This is a genomic window from Stenotrophomonas sp. YJH_SMC_138 (genome assembly GCF_059369855.1).
Window position 1 is genome coordinate 429,741 of the sequence record NZ_JCAFTB010000001.1, and the last position, 16,823, is coordinate 446,563.

Genomic DNA, 16,823 nt, shown 5'->3' on the forward strand with positions numbered 1-16,823 from the left:
CAAAGCGCGCAAGCGGCGCCGGTTCAGGTTCGCCGCGGCGGATACAGCGGCGCCAGGTCAGTGTCGGCGGTGCCCGCAGCCGCCGACCAGTGCGGTCCGTCACGGAAGACCTCGCGCAGGCGCGTGCGCAGCGGCGCCAGATCCCCCTGCCCGCCCCACCGCGCCTGCTGCAGGTCCTGTAGCACTTGACGCTGGGCTGCATCCCCAAGCCGCGCGATGACCTGCTCGATGCGTTCCACACCAGCCATCGCACACAGCTGTGCTTCCACCTGGTCGAAGCCCTCGCCATCCAGCGCGCGGCGCAGTTCTGCCAGGCCGGCACGCCCGCCCGCCGCAGTCGGCACAGAGGGCTTGCCCGCTACTGGCGCCACTGCGCGCGGGCGCCGACCACGCTGCCAGCCCCACAACAGGGTCAACAGCCACAGCAGCGCCAGGCCAATGGCCGCCGCCATCCACGGCCACGGACGCTCGGACAGGCCGCTGGCACGTGGATCAGTCGCGGCGATACGCGTGTCCTGTCCATCAGTACCGGGCAGCGTGGCATCGGTGTCGATCGGCGGCAGCGGTGCCGGCGAGGCAGTGCCCGCACCGTTACCGGCCGCAACGGCCAGCGTCAGGTCCGGCAGCTTCGCTTCCTGCGCCTTACCGTTACGCACATCCCACCAGGGCAGGCGCGGCCCCGGCACCACCAGCGAACCCGGCTGGCGCGGCACGATCGAATAGCGGCGGGTGATCTTCAGGCGCGGCGTGCTGCCGTTGAAGGTCTCTTCGTACTGTGCCGGTTCGGCGAACACCTGCGCATTGGCGCCGACATCCGGCACCGGCAGGTCGGTGAACTGCGCGCGCGTCGCGCCTTCGGCAACCGCTTCGACCACCACGTTGGCGGCCTCACCGGTGCGGGCACTGGTCGGCGCACTGGTGTAGCGCAGCTGCAGGCTCTGCAGTGGCAGCCACGGCTGCGGGGCCTGCGCCGGCTGGGCCTGCACCTGCAGCGTGCGGTCTGCGCCGGTGGCATTCATGCGGCCATCGCCACCGCCGAAGAAGTCGTCGAAGAAGCCACCCGCACTGCGCCCACTGAAACGGGCACCGGCCAGGCGCAACGCGCCGCTGCGCTCGGGGATCAGCAGGAAACGCCGTTCGACCACGTTGTAGCGGCGCCCGTTGACCTGGCGTACATCGGTGCGGTCGTCGCCCACACGCTGCAACGACGCACCCGCCGGGGTATCCAGCACCAGCTCGCCGGAGGCCAGCTGCGAGGCGAAGTGCAGCCGCACCACCACGCCCACGCTCTGCTGCACATACGGCGTATCGTCATCGACAACGGTTTCGATGAAGGCCATCGCATTGCTGTCGGGCCCCGCCACGGCGGCCGCATCGACCTGCAGCGTCAGCGGTGCGGTGCGCACACTGCCCACCTGCAGGCCCGGTACCACCAGCGCACCACTACGTCGTGGTGTCAGCGCCACGCCATACAGGTTGCGCTGCTGCATGCTGCCATTGCTCCATTCCACCTGGCGGCTGCTGGTCTGCCCGCTCAGGTCGAAGTCGGTGCGCAATGGCGTGAAGTCAGGGGCGCCCTGGTCGCTCTCGATATTGAGCGTGGCCGTGTCGCCCATCGCGATGCGGTCGCGGTCCAGCCACGCGCGCGGCTGCGCCCAGGCCAGCAGCGGCAGCCACAACAGCAGCGCCGCCAGTACCTGTCGAGGCCAGTGCCCGTGCATGTTGATCGACCGCGTCATCGCCCTTCCCTCTTCCTGCGTTCGTTTTCCAGCTGGAACTTGGCCCGCAGCAATGCGCCCGGATCATCCGGCACACGCCGCATCCATGCCTCCACCGCCTGTTGCTCCTCGCGCTGGCGCGGCGTGCGGCCCTCACCACCCGGCACTGGCTTGCCGCCCTTGCCGGCCTCACCCTCGCGTGCCTGCTGCATCGCCTGCTGCATGCGCTGGCGCTGCTGTTCATCGGCCTGCGCCTGCGCCTTGGCATCTTCCACCTGCGGCGGTGCCTGCTGGCCATCGCGGCCACGTTCGCCAGGCTGAGGCTCCGACTGCGCGTTGTTGTCACCCGCCTTGGGCTGGCCCTGCTGGCCCGACGGCGGCTGGCCCTGGCCGGGTTGCTGCTGGCCCTGCTTCGGCTGTCCCTGTGGGTTCTGTTGGCCCTGCGGGCCCTGCGGTTGTTTCTGCTGCCCGTTCTGCGGTGGCTTCTGTTGATCCGGGCCTTGGCCGCCCCCGGATGGCCTGCGCTTGCGTGCAGCATCGACCACGGCGCGGTTGGCCACTGCATCGGCCATGCCCGGATGCAGCGCCAGTGCGCGGTCGTAGGCGGCGATCGCTTCGTCGTAGTTGCCTTCGCGTGCCAGCGTGTTGGCCAGGTTGTACCAACCGGCATCGCTGTCGATGCCTTCGAACTGTCTGCGTGCAGTGGCGAAGTCGCCCTTGCGGTAGGCCTGAACCCCCTCGGCCAGGCGTTGATGCTGCAGCTGGTCGCTGCGCTTCCACAGCGTGCCCTGCGCCGGCTGCGAGACAGGCGTCGCAGGGGCCTGCGCCTGCGCGTCATTCATCCATGGCAGCAGACCCACCGCGAGCACCGCAGCCAGCACCGCGCGTCGGCGGAAGGCCAGCAATGCCAGCAGCATCACCGGCGGCAGCAACCAGAAGCCTTCGTCACGCCACTGCTTGCCTTCGCCCGGCCGCTGCGCCGCCGTGCCGTCGCGCGCGTCGAGTACACCGAGCGCACGCAGATCGCTGTCATCGGCAGAGATGCGCGCATAGCGGCCGCCACCGGCAGTGGCGACTGCACGCAGGCTGCCCTCATCCAGCGCGGCCTGGCGGATCTGCCCATTGCCATCGCGGTAGGCCGCACCGGCAGGCGTGCCCAGGCCCAGCACCGACACCTGCAGGCCCAGGCTGCGTGCCTGCGCCGCCGCCAGTGCAGCTTCGCTGTCCGCCTGATCGCTGACCAGCAGGATCTGCCCCTGCAGCGCGCCGATCTGCCGCATCAAGCGTGTCGCCCAGTCGATGCCGCGGTCGGCACGCTGGCCATCACGCGGCATCACGTCCGGCGACAGCGCATCCAGATACAACGCAACATTGCTGCCGTCGTCGGTCAGCGGCGCCACGGTGTAGGCATCATCGGCATACACCACCAGCCCCACCTGCCCGCCCTGGCGCGCGCGCAGCAGCTCGCCCACTTTCGCCCGCGCCTGCAGCAGGCGCGACGGCGGAAGATCGGTTGCCGTGATCCGGCTGGACAGGTCCAGCACCACCAGCAGCGGTGCGCTGGCCTGGAACATCGGTTGTGCCTGCTGGCGCCAGCTCGGCCCGGCCATGGCCAGCGATGCCAGTGTCCAGCCCAGCAGCAGCGCCCATGGCAGGCGCACTCGCCGCTTCGCGCCCGCGGCCAGCAGATGTGGCAACAGGTGTGCGTCCACCGCCTGCCGCCACGCATCACTGCGTCGCTGCCGGTACACCGCGAGCGCGAGGATCAGGGGCAACGCCAGCAGCGCCCACAACCACTCTGGTCGCAGGAAGTGCAATGCGCTCCAATCGGGGAGATTCGAAGCAAACGCGATCATCGGCGACGCTCCGGCCACAGCCAGGCCAGCACGCCCAGCAGCAACGCCAGCCCCAACGGCCAGGCATAGCGTTCTTCGCGCGGACGCAGGCTCGGCCCCTTCGCGGCGACCGGCTCCAGGCGATCGAGCTCGGCGTAGATCCCGGCCAGCTGCGCGGTGTCACGCGCGCGGAAGAACTGGCCACCGGTCATGCTGGCGATCTTCTTCAGGGTGGCCTCATCGACCGGATCCTGGTCGGTGGAAATCGGGATACCAAACAAGCGCATGCTGCCATCGCCGCCGAATGCAACCGTGTGGATGCGCACGCCTTCGGCGCGCGCGACTTCCGCGGCGCGCAGCGGCTCCAGCACACCGGCGTTGCTGACACCATCGGTCAACAGGATCAGCACGCGCTGTCCCTCCGGCTGGCTGCGCAGGCGCTTCACCGCCAGGCCGATGGCATCACCGATGGCGGTCTCGCGCCCGGCCAGGCCGACCACGCTGTCGCGCAGCTGATCGCGCACGCTGGCCAGGTCTGCGGTAAGCGGCGTAAGCGTGTAGGCGCGATCACCGAAAATCAGCAGGCCGACGCGGTCGCCGGCACGACGATCCAGGAAGTCGGCCAGCACGGCCTTGGCCGCGGTGAGGCGATCAACCGCCTGGGCTCCCAGCACCATGTCACCCTCGCCCATGCTGCCGGACACGTCCATCGCCAGCATCATCTGCCGGCCCTGCTGCGGCGGCGTGATGGCTTCGCCCAGCTGCTGCGGCCGTGCCAGCGCGATGCACAGCGCGCACCAGCCCAGCCATAGCAGCAGCGTGCGCAGCCACGACACGTCGACGCGGCCCCCACCGGACAGCGCTTCGAGCTCGGCGGCGGCGTAGGGCACACGCAGCGCGGCGCCCGGTTCTGCACGGCGCTTCCACCAGCGCATCAGCAACGGCAACGGCAGCGCGAGCAATGCCAGTGGCCATGCCAGCTGCAGGTCCGGCCATGGCCAATAGGTCGTCCAGAGGTTCATCGGCGGCGCTCCAGCAGCATCGCCAGATAGCGCTCGCGGGCCCAACTGCGCACGGCCGCCACGTCGCTGCTGTCGACGCGTGGGCGATACGCGCCTTCGGCCAGCAGGCTGCGACGCGCATCGGGCAACGTGCCCTGCGGGTCTACACGCTGCCACCAGGCATCATCGCGCAGCGATTCACTGCCCGGCTTTGCACGGCGTGCGGCACGGCGCAGCAATCCGGCAATGGCCGCCAGTTCGGCCGCAGCGTCGGTGGTGGCTGCCAGTTCGCTATCGAACAGCTGCAACCAACGCTGGCGGCGACGGCGACGCCGCCACATCAGCACGGCGATCACCAACAGCACCAGCACAACCGCCGCGCCGACCATCAGGTAACCGGGGGCAGGCGGCCACCATGAAGGTGCCGGTGGCAACTGCACATCGCGCAGCGGCAGCGCGGCGCTCACGCCGGCACCTCGGTCGGTGATGGCGCCAGCCACGCGTCGCTGGGCGCATCCGTGGACAGCACCTGCACATCGACACGGCGTGCGCCGAGCTGGCGCCGCAGTTCCTGCAGCGGTTCGACGAAGTGTGCCTGCCAATGCGCCTGCACTTCACTGCGGCGCAGGTCGAGGCCGATGCGCTGCTGTGCGGTCTGGAACTGCAGCGCCGCCGAGGGGGGATGCAGTTCCAGCGGATCAACCAGCAGCACCAGGCTGAGATCGTGATGCTGGGCCAGCGCGCTCCAGCGCGCGGGCGGAATGCGGATGGCCTGCTGCGGATCGGCCAGCACCAGCATGCGTGCCCCCGGGCGCAGCACGCGACCGGCATGATCCAGTGCACGCGCCAGGCCCAGATCGTCGACCGGCGGCTGTGCATACCAGCGGGTCAGCGCGTCGAGCACGCGCAGCACGCCGCGTGGCCCGCCCGCAGGGGCAATCGGCGCTTCGCGGTCACTGCCGCGCAGCGCACCCACGCGGTCGCCGCGGCGCTGCGCCGACCACGCGGCAACCGCACCGGCACGGGCGGCCTGTACCGATTTGAAGCGCACGCGCGTGCCGAAGTACAGCGCCGGCGACGTATCGGCCACGATCAGGCTGACCCGCTCGCGCTCGGCCTGGAACAATTTGGTATGGGCGCGGCCGGTGCGCGCAGTCACGCGCCAATCGATGTGGCGCGCGTCGTCGCCAGCTACATATTCGCGCGACTCGGCGTATTCCATGCCGCGGCCGCGCAGTTGGGACGGTGCCTGGCCCGCGTTGCCGGTGCGGCCACGGCGCGGCGGCGGCGGACGCTGTGCCAGCCGCCGTAGCGCGACCAGTTCGGCCAGCTGCGGGCGCAGCCCGTCACCTTCGAGCGCGGACGGTGCCTGTTCCAGGGATGGATCGGTCATGCGCAGGCTCAGGGTGCCGGCACCCGGGCCAGCAGCTCCTGCACCAGGCGCTCGCCGTCCCAGCCCTCGGCGGTGGCTTCATAGCTGGGCAGCACGCGATGGCGCAGCACGTCGGCGGCGACTGCACGCACGTCGTCGGGCGTGACGAAGTCACGGCCGGCCAGCCACGCCCGCGCACGGGCACAGCGCTCCAGTGCGATGGAACCGCGCGGGCTTGCCCCCCAGGCGATGCGGCGGCCGAGGCCGGCGTCGTAGCGCGCGGGATCGCGCGAGGCCAGCACCAGTTCGATCAGGTAGCGCTCCAGTGCCGGTGCCATGTGCAGGTCCAGCACTTCGCGGCGGGCGTCGAACACGTCCTGCATCGGCATCTTGTCCGGCGCCGGCGCAGCCTCGCCCAATGCACCACGGGCACGCTCACGGGCCAGCCGCAGGATTTCCGATTCGGCGGCCTGGTCCGGGTAACCGATGCGCACATGCATCAGGAAACGGTCCAGCTGCGCTTCCGGCAGCGGGAAGGTGCCCTCCTGCTCGATCGGGTTCTGCGTGGCCATCACCAGGAACAGCGGCGGCAGCGCATAGGTATGGCGGCCAACCGTGACCTGGCGCTCGCCCATGGCCTCCAGCAGCGCCGACTGCACTTTGGCCGGTGCCCGGTTGATCTCGTCGGCCAGCAGGATCGGGTGGAAGATCGGGCCGGGCACGAACTCGAAGCGGCCCTCCTGCGGGCGCCAGATCTCGGTGCCGGTGAGGTCGGCCGGCAGCAGGTCAGGGGTGAACTGCACGCGGGCAAAGTCTGCTTCCAGGCGCGAGGCCAGTGCACGGATCGCCGTGGTCTTGGCCAGGCCCGGCGCGCCCTCCACCAGCAGATGGCCGTCGGCCAACAATGCAATCAGCAGGCGTTCGACCAGTGCCGCCTGGCCGACGATCTCGGCCGACAGCGCGTCGCGCAGCTGGGTGAACGCCGCATGCAGGCGGGAGGTGGCCGGCGCGGGCGGCGGCGAGACGGTTTCGGGCATCGGCGGTGGCAGGTTCATGGGGGCCTTTGACCGGCGCAGGACGGCACGGGTTCCCGACATCATCGCAGGGTGCCCTGCGATTGGCATCAAGAACCGCTGAACAGCCGTCCACGCTGGGCATGGATCTGCTTCGTGCATGCCGCCAGCCCAAACGAAGAAGGGCCGCACGGGGCGGCCCTTCTTCGAAGACTCCGGTGCGACGGCTCAGTTCTGCTTGGCCACGCGCAGCACCTTCGGGGTGACGAACACCAGCAGCTCGGCCTTGTCCTTGTTGCGACCGCGCTTCTTGAACAGGTTGCCCAGGAACGGCACGTCGCCCAGGAACGGCACCTTGCTGATGCTGTTGCGATCGGTGAACTCGTAGACGCCACCGATCACCACGGTCTGCCCATCCTCGACCAGCACCGCGGTGTTGACTTCGCGTCGGTTGATCGACGGCACGGTGCCGTAGCCCTCCAGCTGGATCAGCTGGTCGACTTCGTCCTTCTTCACCTGCATGTTGAGGAACACGCGGTTGTCGTTGGTGATGGTCGGGGTGACCTTCAGCTCCAGCACCACTTCCTTGAACTGGACGTTCGGGGTCGCCACGCCGCCAGCGGTACCACCGCTGATGGTGACGTAGCCGATTTCCTTGCCCTGCTTGATCATCGCTTCGCGCTGGTTGGTGGTGACCACGCGCGGGTTGGAGATCACCTCGCCTCGCGACTCCTGCTGCATGGCCGACAGCTCCACGTCCAGCAGGTAACCGGCATTGAGGATGGACAGTGCCAGCGAACCCGGGTTGCTGGCGGCAGCCACCGGCAGGTTCCAGTTCAGGCCACGGGTGATCGCCGAGCCGGACTTCACCGGCGGCGGGCCGACCCGGCCACCGGCTACCCAGTCACGCTCGGCCTTGGCATTGGCCAGGTCGGTCGCAACCTGCGACTCACGGGTCTTCGCATTGGCATCCAGGCTACCGCTGAAGTACACGTTGTCGCGGCTGCCGCTGACACCGAACTTCGCGCCCAGCTCGCGGGCGAAGGTGTCGGTAGCGATGACGATGCGGCTTTCGATCAGCACCTGGTCGACCGGACGGTCGATCACGTTGATCAGCTCGCGCATGCGCGCGATCTTCTTCGGGATGTCGCTGATCATCAGCGTGTTGGTGCGCTCGTCGGCCACGATGCGGCCGCGCGAGGACAGGAAGCCACTGTCTTCCTGCGAGGAGCTGCCCGAACCACCACCACTGCCACCACCACCGCTGCCGCCGATGCCCTTGGCCTCGGTCAGCGCTTTGAAGATCTGCGTGGCGCTGTGGTAGTTGATCTGGATGTAGTCGGTCTGCAGGTCTTCGCGGTTCTCGATGGCGATGCGCGCGTCTTCCTTTTCCTGCTCGAACTTGGCCAGTTCGGCCTGCGGCGCCACCCAGATCACGCTGCCGTCGCGACGCTTGTCCAGGCCCTTGGCGCGCAGGACGATGTCCAGCGCCTGGTCCCACGGCACATTGACCAGGCGCAGGGTCACGTTGCCCTGCACCGAGTCGGACGCCACCACGTTCAGGTTGGACTCCTCGGCGATCAACTGCAGCACGGTGCGCACCGGCACGTCCTGGAAGTTGAAGGTCACCGGCTTGCCGGTGAAGCCGCGCTGGCCGACGGCCTTGGCCGCCTGGGTGACGCTGCCGGCGGTGACCGCACCCACGGCGGCCTGGGCCTGGCGCGGGCTGATCTCGACCACGTATTCGTTGCCGCTCTGGTAGGCCAGCGACTCCACCGCGCCACCGGTGCTCAGCACCAGCTGGGTGCCGGCGCCCGACGGCTTGGCGTCGATGCGCTGTACCGGCGTGGCGAAGTCGGTGACGTTCATCGGCTTCTGCAGGTTGGCCGGCAGTCGGGCATTGCCGACGTCGACCACCACGCTGTTGCCCTGCGTGCGCAGGTCAGGGATCGCGCCCTGCCCGTCGAACTGCACGATCAGGCGCCCGGCGCCGTCATCGCCACGCTTGAAATCGATCTTGGCCACCGACAGGCCCGCCGGCGCGGCGGCCGGTGCCACGGTGGCGCCCACCGGCTTTTCCGCCGGTGCGGCAGCCAGCGCCGGAGCGCAGGCCAGCATCAGCGCGACTCCCAGCGCGCTGACACGGTTCAAGGTAGAGCGCCGGATGGGACGCAGCCCCTTGGCTTGGTGAAAGGTCATCGTGCTATCCCCAGTAAACGATCATTGATCTTCAAGCGAGAGCGTTGCCGGCCGTTCCAGCCAGCCACCCGCGCCATCCGGCACCAGTTCGATCAGCTCCACGCGGTCTTCGAAGACCGCCGTGACCCGCCCGTCGCTCTGCCCCAGGTAACCGCCCGGGCGAACCCGGTAGGTGACCTTGTCCGGCCCCATCACCAGCGCCACGGTACCTGCGCCGGTACCGATGGTGCCGACCATGTCCAGCGCATCCAGCGGGAAGCCTTCCAGCGGCTCCTTGCGTCGGTTCGGGTCCGGTCGCAATCCGCCATTCCCCTGCTGCGGATTGGTCCAGGCATCGGTGAACGGATCGCGCATGCCCTGCGCGGAGTATTCGAAGGTCTCGAACTGCTGCATCACCGGCAGCGGCTCCAGCGGTTGCGCCGGTCGCGCGCGCTCGCCTTCCACCCACTTCTCAAGGTTCGGTGCGTCACCGGGCGTGCTGGTCACGCCACGGCCGCAACCAGCCAGCAGCAGCACAGCCAGCACCATCGCACCACGTACGGTCTGCGCGCGCATCACTTCTTGCCCTCCTTGCCAGCGTCGGCCGCCTGCTGCGCCTGCACCTCGGTCTCGTCCAGGTAGCGGTAGGTCTTGACCGTACCGGACAGTTCCAGTGCACCGCTGCGGACGTTGCCGCCGGTCTTTTCCTTGGGCTTGAGGTTGATGTCATGCATGGTCAGGATCACCACCCGCGGCAGCGAGGCCACGCCACTGACGAACGCGCCGAACTGGTGGTAACTGCCCACCATGCGCAGCTTGATCGGCTTCTCGGCGTAGAACTCCTTGATCTGCTCCTGCTCCGGCTCGAACAGCTCGTTGGTCAGGCCGCTGGACAGCGCGGTCTGCGAGATGTCGATGATCAGGTCGGGCATTTCGGTCTTGCTCGGCAGCTGCCGCAGCATCTGCTGCAGCACCTGCTCCATCTGCGCCAACTGCTGCTTCAGCGGCCCCAGGTTCACCGCGCGTTCCTGCTGCTTGGTGAACTCGGTGCGCAGCTCGACTTCCTTCGATTCCAGGCCGGCCAGTTCTTCGCGCTTGCCGCTGATCAGCAGCATCCACGCCACGAACATGATGACCAGCGCCAGCAACGAGCAGAAGACGATCTTGGCCTTCTGCGGCCAGTTGCCGATGTCGTTGAAATCCAGGTTCTTGATGTCGATCTTCTGGCTCATGCGCGGTCCCCCTGCAGCAGCGCATTGAAGGCCTGCGGCGGCTGCGCCAGGCGGCTGCCCTCAGGCTTCGGGGCAGGTGCCGGGGCCGGAGCGGCCGGTTGGTTCGGCTTGGCCGGAGCGGCCGACGGTGCAGCAGCCGGTGCGGCGGGAGCCGCTGCCGGCTGGCCCGCTGCCGGAGCCGCAGGCGTCGCGGCATCCGGACCTGCGGCCAACGGTGCCACCGGTGCCGGGGCAGCCGTCGCCACCGAGCCATCGGCGTTCAGGCCCGGCGTCGCCGACACCTCTTCGCTCTGTGCCGGCAGTTTCACCTTGACCACGAACACGTAGGGCAGCGCCTTGATGTCGGCCAGCGGGCCGGCCTTGCCGTCCTTGTCCTTCTCCGGGTCGCGCGCTTCGATGATCGACAGCTCCGGGTTGGTCATCCAGCCGGAGGTCTCCAGGTTGCGCATGTAGGCCGAAACGCGGGCGTTGGACTGGGTGCGGCCTTCCAGCGTCAGCACATCACCCTCCTGCTTCAGCGCGGTCAGCACCACACCGTCGGGGATGGTGCGCACCAGCGCGTCGAACAGGTGGACCATCTGCGAGCGCTTGGCCTGCAGTTCCTCGATCACCTTCTTGCGGGCCAGCAGGCGTTCCTTCTGCGCGTCGAGGCGATCGATCTCCTTGTTCTGTTCCTTGACCTTCTCGATCTCGGCTTCCAGATAGGCATTGCGGTCCATCTGGCCGCTCACCTGACGGTCGTAGTAGAACCAGATCATCAGCGACAGCAGCAGGCCACCGACGGCGGCCATGCCCAGCATTGCGTAGAACTCGCGCTGGCGTTGCTTGCGCCGCTCGGCGCGCCAGGGCAATAGATTGATGCGTGCCATCAGTCAAAGCTCCTCAGCGCCAGACCGGTCGCGATCATCAGCGCGGGGGCATCCTGGGCCAACGCATGCGCGTTCACCTTCGGCCCCAGGGTCATCTGCGCCAGCGGGTTGGCGACCACGGTCGGCACGCCCAGCTGTTCCTCGACCATCTCCGGCAGGCCACCGAGCACGGCGCAGCCGCCGGCCAGCACGATGTGATCGACGCGGTTGAACTCGCTGCCTGCGTAGAAGAACTGCAGCAGGCGGCTGATCTGCTGGACCGTGGCTTCCTTGAACGGCTCCAGCACTTCCATCTCGTAGCTTTCCGGCAGGCCGCCCTGGCGCTTGGCCAGCCCGGCTTCCTCGTAGCTCAGCCCGTAGCGGCGCATGATCTCATCGGTCAGCTGCTTGCCACCGAACACCTGCTCGCGGCTGTAGAGGCTGCGGCCGCCGCGCAGGACATTGAGGGTGGTCATGGTGGCGCCGATATCGACCAGCGCGACCACGCCGTCGATGGATACCGGCAGCTCGCTGGCGACCAGGGCGTAGGCGTTCTCGACCGCGAAGGCCTCCACGTCCATCACCTTGGCCTGCAGGCCACCGAGTTCCAGCGCCGACTGGCGCAGCTCGACATTCTCCGAACGCGACGCGGCCAGCAGCACCTGGACCATCTCCGGGTTGTTCGGGATCGACCCGATCACCTCGAAGTCCAGGTTCACTTCCTCGATCGGATACGGAATGTAGTTGACCGCTTCCAGCTCGATCTGGGCTTCCATGTCGTTTTCGTCGAGATCGGCCGGCATCGGGATCACCTTGGTGATCACTGCCGACCCCGCGACGGCGGCAGCGGCCAATTTGGCCTTGCTGCCTGAACGGTTCATCGCCCGACGGATGGCCTCACCCACGGCCTCCACTTCAACGATGTTCTTCTCCACCACCGCATTCGGCGGCAGAGGTTCCACAGCGTAATGTTCCACGCGGAAACGATTGCCGCTGCGGGACAGCTGCAAAAGCTTTACCGCAGTCGAACTGATGTCGACGCCTACGAGCGGCGACTGACTTTTTGGGATGAGCCCCACGGTTTCTCCCCTGCCGACGGGCACTTGGACGCAAGACCTGCGCCCAAGCATTAATAACGTATTCTTAGCAAATGGCAACGGCCCTGCTGTGAATTCCTTCACGGATTCACCATGCAGCCCCTGACTGTTCCCCTTGCGCTCCCCGGTGCCGACCCCAGCCGGCACCTTGCGTAATCTATACTCTGCGACCACGAAATTCGCAATCGGAATCTGAACCCGATGACTCGACTCCGCCGCTGGCTGCGCTGGATCTTCCTGATTGTCCTGGTCCTGGCGCTGATCGGCGCGGCCGCCGTGGGCGGTCTGTACTATGCCGTTTCCTCCAAGCTTCCCGACGTGCAGACCCTGCGCGACGTGGAAATGCAGGAGCCGATGTACGTCTATGCTGCCGATGGCAAGCTGATGGCGGTGTTCGGCGAGACCCGGCGGACCCCGATCACCATGAAGGACGTGCCGGAGAAGCTGAAGCAGGCCTTCCTGGCCACCGAGGACGCCCGCTTCTACGAGCACGGCGGCGTGGACTACATGGGCATCGGCCGGGCGGTCTGGCTGCTGGCCACCACCAGCGACAAGCGCGTGCCGGGTGGCTCCACCATCACCCAGCAGGTGGCCCGCCAGTTCTTCCTCAGCTCCGAGTACAGCTACACCCGCAAGCTGGCCGAGATCCTGCTGGCGCGGAAGATCGAGTCCGAGCTGAGCAAGGACGAGATCTTCGAGCTGTACCTGAACAAGAGTTTCTTCGGCAACCGTGCCTACGGCGTGGCCGCTGCCGCCGAGTTCTATTACGGCAAGAAGCTGAACGAGCTGGACCTGGACGAGATGGCCTCGCTGGCCGGCATCCCCAAGTTCCCCTCGTCGGGCAATCCGATCTCCAACCCGGAACGTGCCCGCCAGCGCCGCGACAACTACGTGCTGCAGCGCATGGCCGACCTGAAGTTCGTCAGCCAGGCCGAGGCCGACGCGGCCAAGGCCGTGCCGATGCACGCCACCGCGCATGAGCCGCCGGTGCAGGTCGATGCCCCGTACGTGGCCGAGCTGGTGCGCCAGGAGATGATCGCCCGCTTCGGCGGCGACGTGGTCAACAAGGGCTATCACGTCACCACTACCATCGACTCCACCCTGCAGACCGCCGCGAACCAGTCGGTGCGCGACGGCCTGCTGCTGTACGACCACCGCCACGGCTGGCACGGCGTGGAGAAGCAGGTGCAGGTGGGTGCCGGCGAAGACGCCGCCGCCCTGGCCGAGCACCTGCGCGGCATGTACGGCCAGGCCGGCCTGCTGCCGGCGATCGTCGCCGGCACCGGCGCCGACGGCAGCGCCACCGTGGTGCTGGCCAACCGCAGCGAGATCGTGCTGCCGGCCGGGGCCGCCAAGTGGACCAACAAGACCCCGGGCAAGCTGGTGCAGCGCGGCGACATCGTGCGCGTGCGCGCCGGTGCCAAGGAAGGTGAGTGGCTGCTGGACCAGATCCCGCGCGGCCAGTCCGCGCTGGTCTCGCTGGATGCCCACAGCGGCGCGCTGAAGGCGCTGGTGGGTGGCTTCAGCTTCTCCGGCAACAAGTTCAACCGCGCCACCCAGGCCCGTCGCCAGCCGGGTTCGAGCTTCAAGCCGTTCGTCTACGCAGCCGCCTTCGACAAGGGCTACAACCCGGCCTCGATCGTGCTCGACGCCCCGGTCGTGTTCCGCGACCGCCGCGGCAAGACCTGGGCCCCGCAGAACGACGGCGGCGGCTTCCGCGGCCCGATGCGTCTGCGCGAAGCGCTGGTGCAGTCACGCAACCTGGTGTCGGTGCGCCTGCTCGATGGCATGGGCGTGGACTACGCACGCAAGTACATCAGCGAGTTTGGCTTTGCCGAATCGGAGCTGCCGCCGAACCTGTCGATGTCGCTGGGCACCGCCTCGCTGACCCCGCTGTCGGTGGCGCGCGGCTACGCCGTGTTCGCCAACGGCGGCTCGCGCGTGGACACCTGGCTGATCGACCAGGTCAATGACCGCGACGGCAGCCTGGTGTTCAAGGAAAACCCGGCGCTGGCCTGCCGCGACTGCGCCGGCAGCAGCGACCAGCCGGTCAACCAGGTGGTGGACGGCTTCAACTTCGGCGCTCCGGCCCCGAAGGTGGACCCGGCCGCCGCAGCCAAGGCCGAAGCCAAGGTCGAAACCCCGGCGGCACCGGCCAACCCGGATGCCCGCACAGCCCCGCGCGCGATCGACGCCCGCACCGCCTACCAGCTGGTATCGATGATGCGCGACGTGGTCCAGCGCGGTACCGGCGTCCAGGCCAAGGTGCTCGGCCGCGAGGACGTGGGCGGCAAGACCGGCTCCACCAACGACCACCGCGACGCCTGGTTCTCCGGCTTCGGTGGCCCGTACGTGACCACCGTGTGGGTGGGCCGCGACGACTTCCGCTCGCTGGGCTACCGCGAATACGGTGGCAAGGCCGCCCTGCCGATCTGGATCGACTACATGCGCACCGCGCTGAAGGACACCCCGATCGCGCAGAACGACCCGCCCAGCGGCATGGTCCAGGCCACCCTCAACGGCGCGACCGAGTGGGTGAAGGTGGAAGACATGGACCGCCTGACCGACTACGACCTGAACCTCAATACGCCGCAGGCCGACGCCGCCGCGTTCGACATCTTCTGAGGAAGGCTCCGGTGGGTGCCAACCATGGGTTGGCACCGATGCGGCTGTAGAGCCGAGCCCATGCTCGGCTCCGGGCGCCTGCGGTAGAGCAGCCGAGCATGGGCTCGGCTCTACAGGATCAACGACACCCGCTTGCTCGCCTCCATGAAATACCCACGCGGATGTCACATCCTTGCGCTAGTCTGTAGCCAGGTCGCAACAGGAGTCATCGCATGCATCGCGCCCGTCAGCATGCTGCCAGCCAGACCCGCGAGCGGCGCCATCGCCTCGCCCACGAAGCCGCCCGCCTGATGGCCGAAGGCGGCATCCGCGACTACCACCAGGCCAAGTTGAAGGCCGCCAGCCGGCTCGGCATCCACGACGATGCCTCCCTGCCCCGCAACACCGAGATCGAAGACGCCCTGCGCGAGTACCAGCGGCTGTTCTCCGGCCCCCAGCACGGCAACGAACTGCAGCGCCGCCGCGAAGCCGCGCTGCGTGCGCTGGAGTTCCTGCACGGCTTCGCACCGCGCCTGGCCGGCCCGGTGCTGGAGGGCACCGCCGATGCCAACAGCCCCGTACAGCTGCACCTGCACAGTGACGACCCGGAAGCCGTGCACCGCTTCCTGGACGAGCACGGCATTCCCGCCGAATCGCGGACGCGCCGACTGCGGATGGACCGCGAACGGAGCCTGGACGTGCCGGTGTGGGTGTTCAGCGCCGAAGAGCTGACCTTCGACCTGGCCGTGCTGCCGTATGACGCCCTGCGCCAGGCGCCCTTGTCGCCGGTGGATGAGAAGCCCATGCGACGCGCGTCTGTCGCACAGTTGCGGCAGCTGCTGGCCGAGGCGGAGATCACCGCGTATATCGGGGGGTGACGGTTGCGCCGACCTTGGGTGGTTCCGGCCTTGGTGGGTGCGGACCGTTGGCCCGCACCGTGCATCAGGCGTGCGGACACCTGGCCCAAGAGCAGCCGAGCATGGCTCGGCTCTACAGAAGGCGCGCTGCCTGCTTCCTTCTTCTGGTGGGTGCGGACCGTTGGTCCGCACTGTGCATCAGGCATCCGGACACCTGGCCCAAGAGCAGCCGAGCATGGCTCGGCTCTACAGAAGGCGCGCTGCCCTACCAGACATCATGGTGCTGCTCCTCCGGCTCATCGCCAAGCAGGCGCATCAGCCACGGTGCTCCCACCCGCTGCGGGTACGCCATCATCATCCGCGCGTGCATGTTCTGCAGATCGCCCAGCAACCAGGTCTGGTTGTAGACATCGCCGAACGGGTCCGACCACGCCGTCTGTATCCGCGCGCGCTCACCGCCGTTGAGGTTGGGCATCCTGTCCAACGGCACCTCCAGCACCGGCTCCAGCCCCCGGTTGATGGCCGCGTTCTCCGCCTCCGCCGCACGCATGAGCTCCAGCCGGTGGCTCACCTGCCAGCATGGGAAGGGGAAGCAGCTGCCCGTGGCTTCGATGTACGCCGCCATGTCGGCCAGCATGTGGGCTTTCAGCTGCCACACCCTCTCACTGTCCAGCAGTTGTCGCACCCGCAGGGTGCGCAGCGTTCCCGCGCGGACGTCTTCCGGCGTGGTGAACGGCTCGCCCGGTGTCGGGCCGCCATGCCGCACCAGCACGATGCGGTGGATCGCTTCCTGGGTGATGTTCTCCACGCGCACCGCGGCCGCCTCCGGATGCACGCGCGGTGGCGGCACGCTCGCCACCCGCCAGTGGTACCAGAGCACCAGCACCATGCCCACCAGGCACAACAAGGTGAACTGCACCCAGCGATCCAGATTGCGGGTGTAGTAGTAAAAACGCGCCCGCCACAGATAGAACGTGCGGTAGCTGATGAATCGGCTTACCCATCGATACATTGCCATCTCCTCGGCAAGGACCCCGGCGCGGCGGGGTTCATTACGCGCACCACGCC

The 16,823-nt window shown here is 68.2% G+C and carries 14 protein-coding genes; 2 read left to right on the forward strand and 12 right to left on the reverse strand.

From position 1 onward, the window contains the following. Positions 1–23 precede the first annotated feature (23 nt). The 11 genes from AC5P7I_RS01890 to AC5P7I_RS01940 form a co-directional block, all read right to left on the reverse strand. Complete coding sequence (locus AC5P7I_RS01890; protein ID WP_262088100.1) at positions 24–1,739, reverse strand: BatD family protein; 1,716 nt, start codon at positions 1,737–1,739, stop codon at positions 24–26. After that, positions 1,736–3,574, reverse strand: a complete 1,839-nt coding sequence (locus AC5P7I_RS01895; protein ID WP_075075996.1) for a VWA domain-containing protein — start codon at positions 3,572–3,574, stop codon at positions 1,736–1,738. The genes AC5P7I_RS01890 and AC5P7I_RS01895 overlap by 4 nt, the downstream gene beginning before the upstream one ends. Further along, positions 3,571–4,575 (reverse strand): vWA domain-containing protein, encoded by a 1,005-nt coding sequence (locus tag AC5P7I_RS01900; RefSeq protein ID WP_014648252.1) that lies wholly within the window; start codon positions 4,573–4,575, stop codon positions 3,571–3,573. The genes AC5P7I_RS01895 and AC5P7I_RS01900 overlap by 4 nt, the downstream gene beginning before the upstream one ends. Next, positions 4,572–5,021: a DUF4381 family protein gene (locus AC5P7I_RS01905; RefSeq protein ID WP_014648253.1), complete on the reverse strand. Its 450-nt coding sequence runs from the start codon at positions 5,019–5,021 to the stop codon at positions 4,572–4,574. Before AC5P7I_RS01905 ends, AC5P7I_RS01900 begins: the two co-directional genes overlap by 4 nt. Further along, on the reverse strand, positions 5,018–5,947 hold the full coding sequence (locus tag AC5P7I_RS01910; protein ID WP_046432294.1) for a DUF58 domain-containing protein: 930 nt from the start codon (positions 5,945–5,947) through the stop codon (positions 5,018–5,020). Before AC5P7I_RS01910 ends, AC5P7I_RS01905 begins: the two co-directional genes overlap by 4 nt. 8 nt (positions 5,948–5,955) lie before the next feature. Continuing rightward, positions 5,956–6,981, reverse strand: coding sequence for an AAA family ATPase (locus AC5P7I_RS01915; RefSeq protein WP_014648255.1), 1,026 nt, complete (start codon positions 6,979–6,981; stop codon positions 5,956–5,958). 186 nt (positions 6,982–7,167) lie between these two features. After that, on the reverse strand, positions 7,168–9,138 hold the full coding sequence (locus tag AC5P7I_RS01920; RefSeq protein WP_075075998.1) for a type IV pilus secretin PilQ: 1,971 nt from the start codon (positions 9,136–9,138) through the stop codon (positions 7,168–7,170). Positions 9,139–9,159: 21 nt separating this feature from the next. Further along, positions 9,160–9,693 (reverse strand): pilus assembly protein PilP, encoded by a 534-nt coding sequence (locus tag AC5P7I_RS01925; RefSeq protein ID WP_005418914.1) that lies wholly within the window; start codon positions 9,691–9,693, stop codon positions 9,160–9,162. Continuing rightward, positions 9,693–10,349, reverse strand: a complete 657-nt coding sequence (locus AC5P7I_RS01930; RefSeq protein ID WP_005418916.1) for a type IV pilus inner membrane component PilO — start codon at positions 10,347–10,349, stop codon at positions 9,693–9,695. The genes AC5P7I_RS01925 and AC5P7I_RS01930 overlap by 1 nt, the downstream gene beginning before the upstream one ends. Further along, complete coding sequence (locus tag AC5P7I_RS01935) at positions 10,346–11,218, reverse strand: PilN domain-containing protein (protein WP_075075999.1); 873 nt, start codon at positions 11,216–11,218, stop codon at positions 10,346–10,348. Before AC5P7I_RS01935 ends, AC5P7I_RS01930 begins: the two co-directional genes overlap by 4 nt. After that, entirely contained in the window at positions 11,218–12,276 is a 1,059-nt protein-coding gene (locus AC5P7I_RS01940; protein WP_014038321.1) for a pilus assembly protein PilM, read from the reverse strand. The genes AC5P7I_RS01935 and AC5P7I_RS01940 overlap by 1 nt, the downstream gene beginning before the upstream one ends. Positions 12,277–12,495: 219 nt before the next feature. Here AC5P7I_RS01940 and AC5P7I_RS01945 point away from each other — a divergent pair, with 219 nt between their 5' ends. Both AC5P7I_RS01945 and AC5P7I_RS01950 read left to right on the forward strand, forming a co-directional pair. Further along, positions 12,496–14,919, forward strand: coding sequence for a penicillin-binding protein 1A (locus tag AC5P7I_RS01945; RefSeq protein WP_075076001.1), 2,424 nt, complete (start codon positions 12,496–12,498; stop codon positions 14,917–14,919). A 212-nt stretch (positions 14,920–15,131) separates the two neighbouring features. Beyond that, positions 15,132–15,776 (forward strand): hypothetical protein, encoded by a 645-nt coding sequence (locus AC5P7I_RS01950; RefSeq protein ID WP_014648262.1) that lies wholly within the window; start codon positions 15,132–15,134, stop codon positions 15,774–15,776. Between the two features lie 244 nt (positions 15,777–16,020). Here AC5P7I_RS01950 and AC5P7I_RS01955 read toward each other — a convergent pair whose 3' ends face one another. Next, on the reverse strand, positions 16,021–16,767 hold the full coding sequence (locus tag AC5P7I_RS01955; protein WP_032962173.1) for a membrane protein: 747 nt from the start codon (positions 16,765–16,767) through the stop codon (positions 16,021–16,023). Positions 16,768–16,823 lie beyond the last annotated feature (56 nt).

What these genes read in the sequence shown, in the direction of transcription:
- AC5P7I_RS01890 (WP_262088100.1), bottom strand. Translation starts at nt 1,739, where the DNA reads ATGACGCGGTCGATCAACATGCACGGGCACTGGCCTCGACAGGTACTG.
- AC5P7I_RS01895 (WP_075075996.1), bottom strand. Translation starts at nt 3,574, where the DNA reads ATGATCGCGTTTGCTTCGAATCTCCCCGATTGGAGCGCATTGCACTTC.
- AC5P7I_RS01900 (WP_014648252.1), bottom strand. Translation starts at nt 4,575, where the DNA reads ATGAACCTCTGGACGACCTATTGGCCATGGCCGGACCTGCAGCTGGCA.
- AC5P7I_RS01910 (WP_046432294.1), bottom strand. Translation starts at nt 5,947, where the DNA reads ATGACCGATCCATCCCTGGAACAGGCACCGTCCGCGCTCGAAGGTGAC.
- AC5P7I_RS01915 (WP_014648255.1), bottom strand. Translation starts at nt 6,981, where the DNA reads ATGAACCTGCCACCGCCGATGCCCGAAACCGTCTCGCCGCCGCCCGCG.
- AC5P7I_RS01920 (WP_075075998.1), bottom strand. Translation starts at nt 9,138, where the DNA reads ATGACCTTTCACCAAGCCAAGGGGCTGCGTCCCATCCGGCGCTCTACC.
- AC5P7I_RS01925 (WP_005418914.1), bottom strand. Translation starts at nt 9,693, where the DNA reads ATGCGCGCGCAGACCGTACGTGGTGCGATGGTGCTGGCTGTGCTGCTG.
- AC5P7I_RS01930 (WP_005418916.1), bottom strand. Translation starts at nt 10,349, where the DNA reads ATGAGCCAGAAGATCGACATCAAGAACCTGGATTTCAACGACATCGGC.
- AC5P7I_RS01935 (WP_075075999.1), bottom strand. Translation starts at nt 11,218, where the DNA reads ATGGCACGCATCAATCTATTGCCCTGGCGCGCCGAGCGGCGCAAGCAA.
- AC5P7I_RS01945 (WP_075076001.1), top strand. Translation starts at nt 12,496, where the DNA reads ATGACTCGACTCCGCCGCTGGCTGCGCTGGATCTTCCTGATTGTCCTG.
- AC5P7I_RS01950 (WP_014648262.1), top strand. Translation starts at nt 15,132, where the DNA reads ATGCATCGCGCCCGTCAGCATGCTGCCAGCCAGACCCGCGAGCGGCGC.
- AC5P7I_RS01955 (WP_032962173.1), bottom strand. Translation starts at nt 16,767, where the DNA reads ATGTATCGATGGGTAAGCCGATTCATCAGCTACCGCACGTTCTATCTG.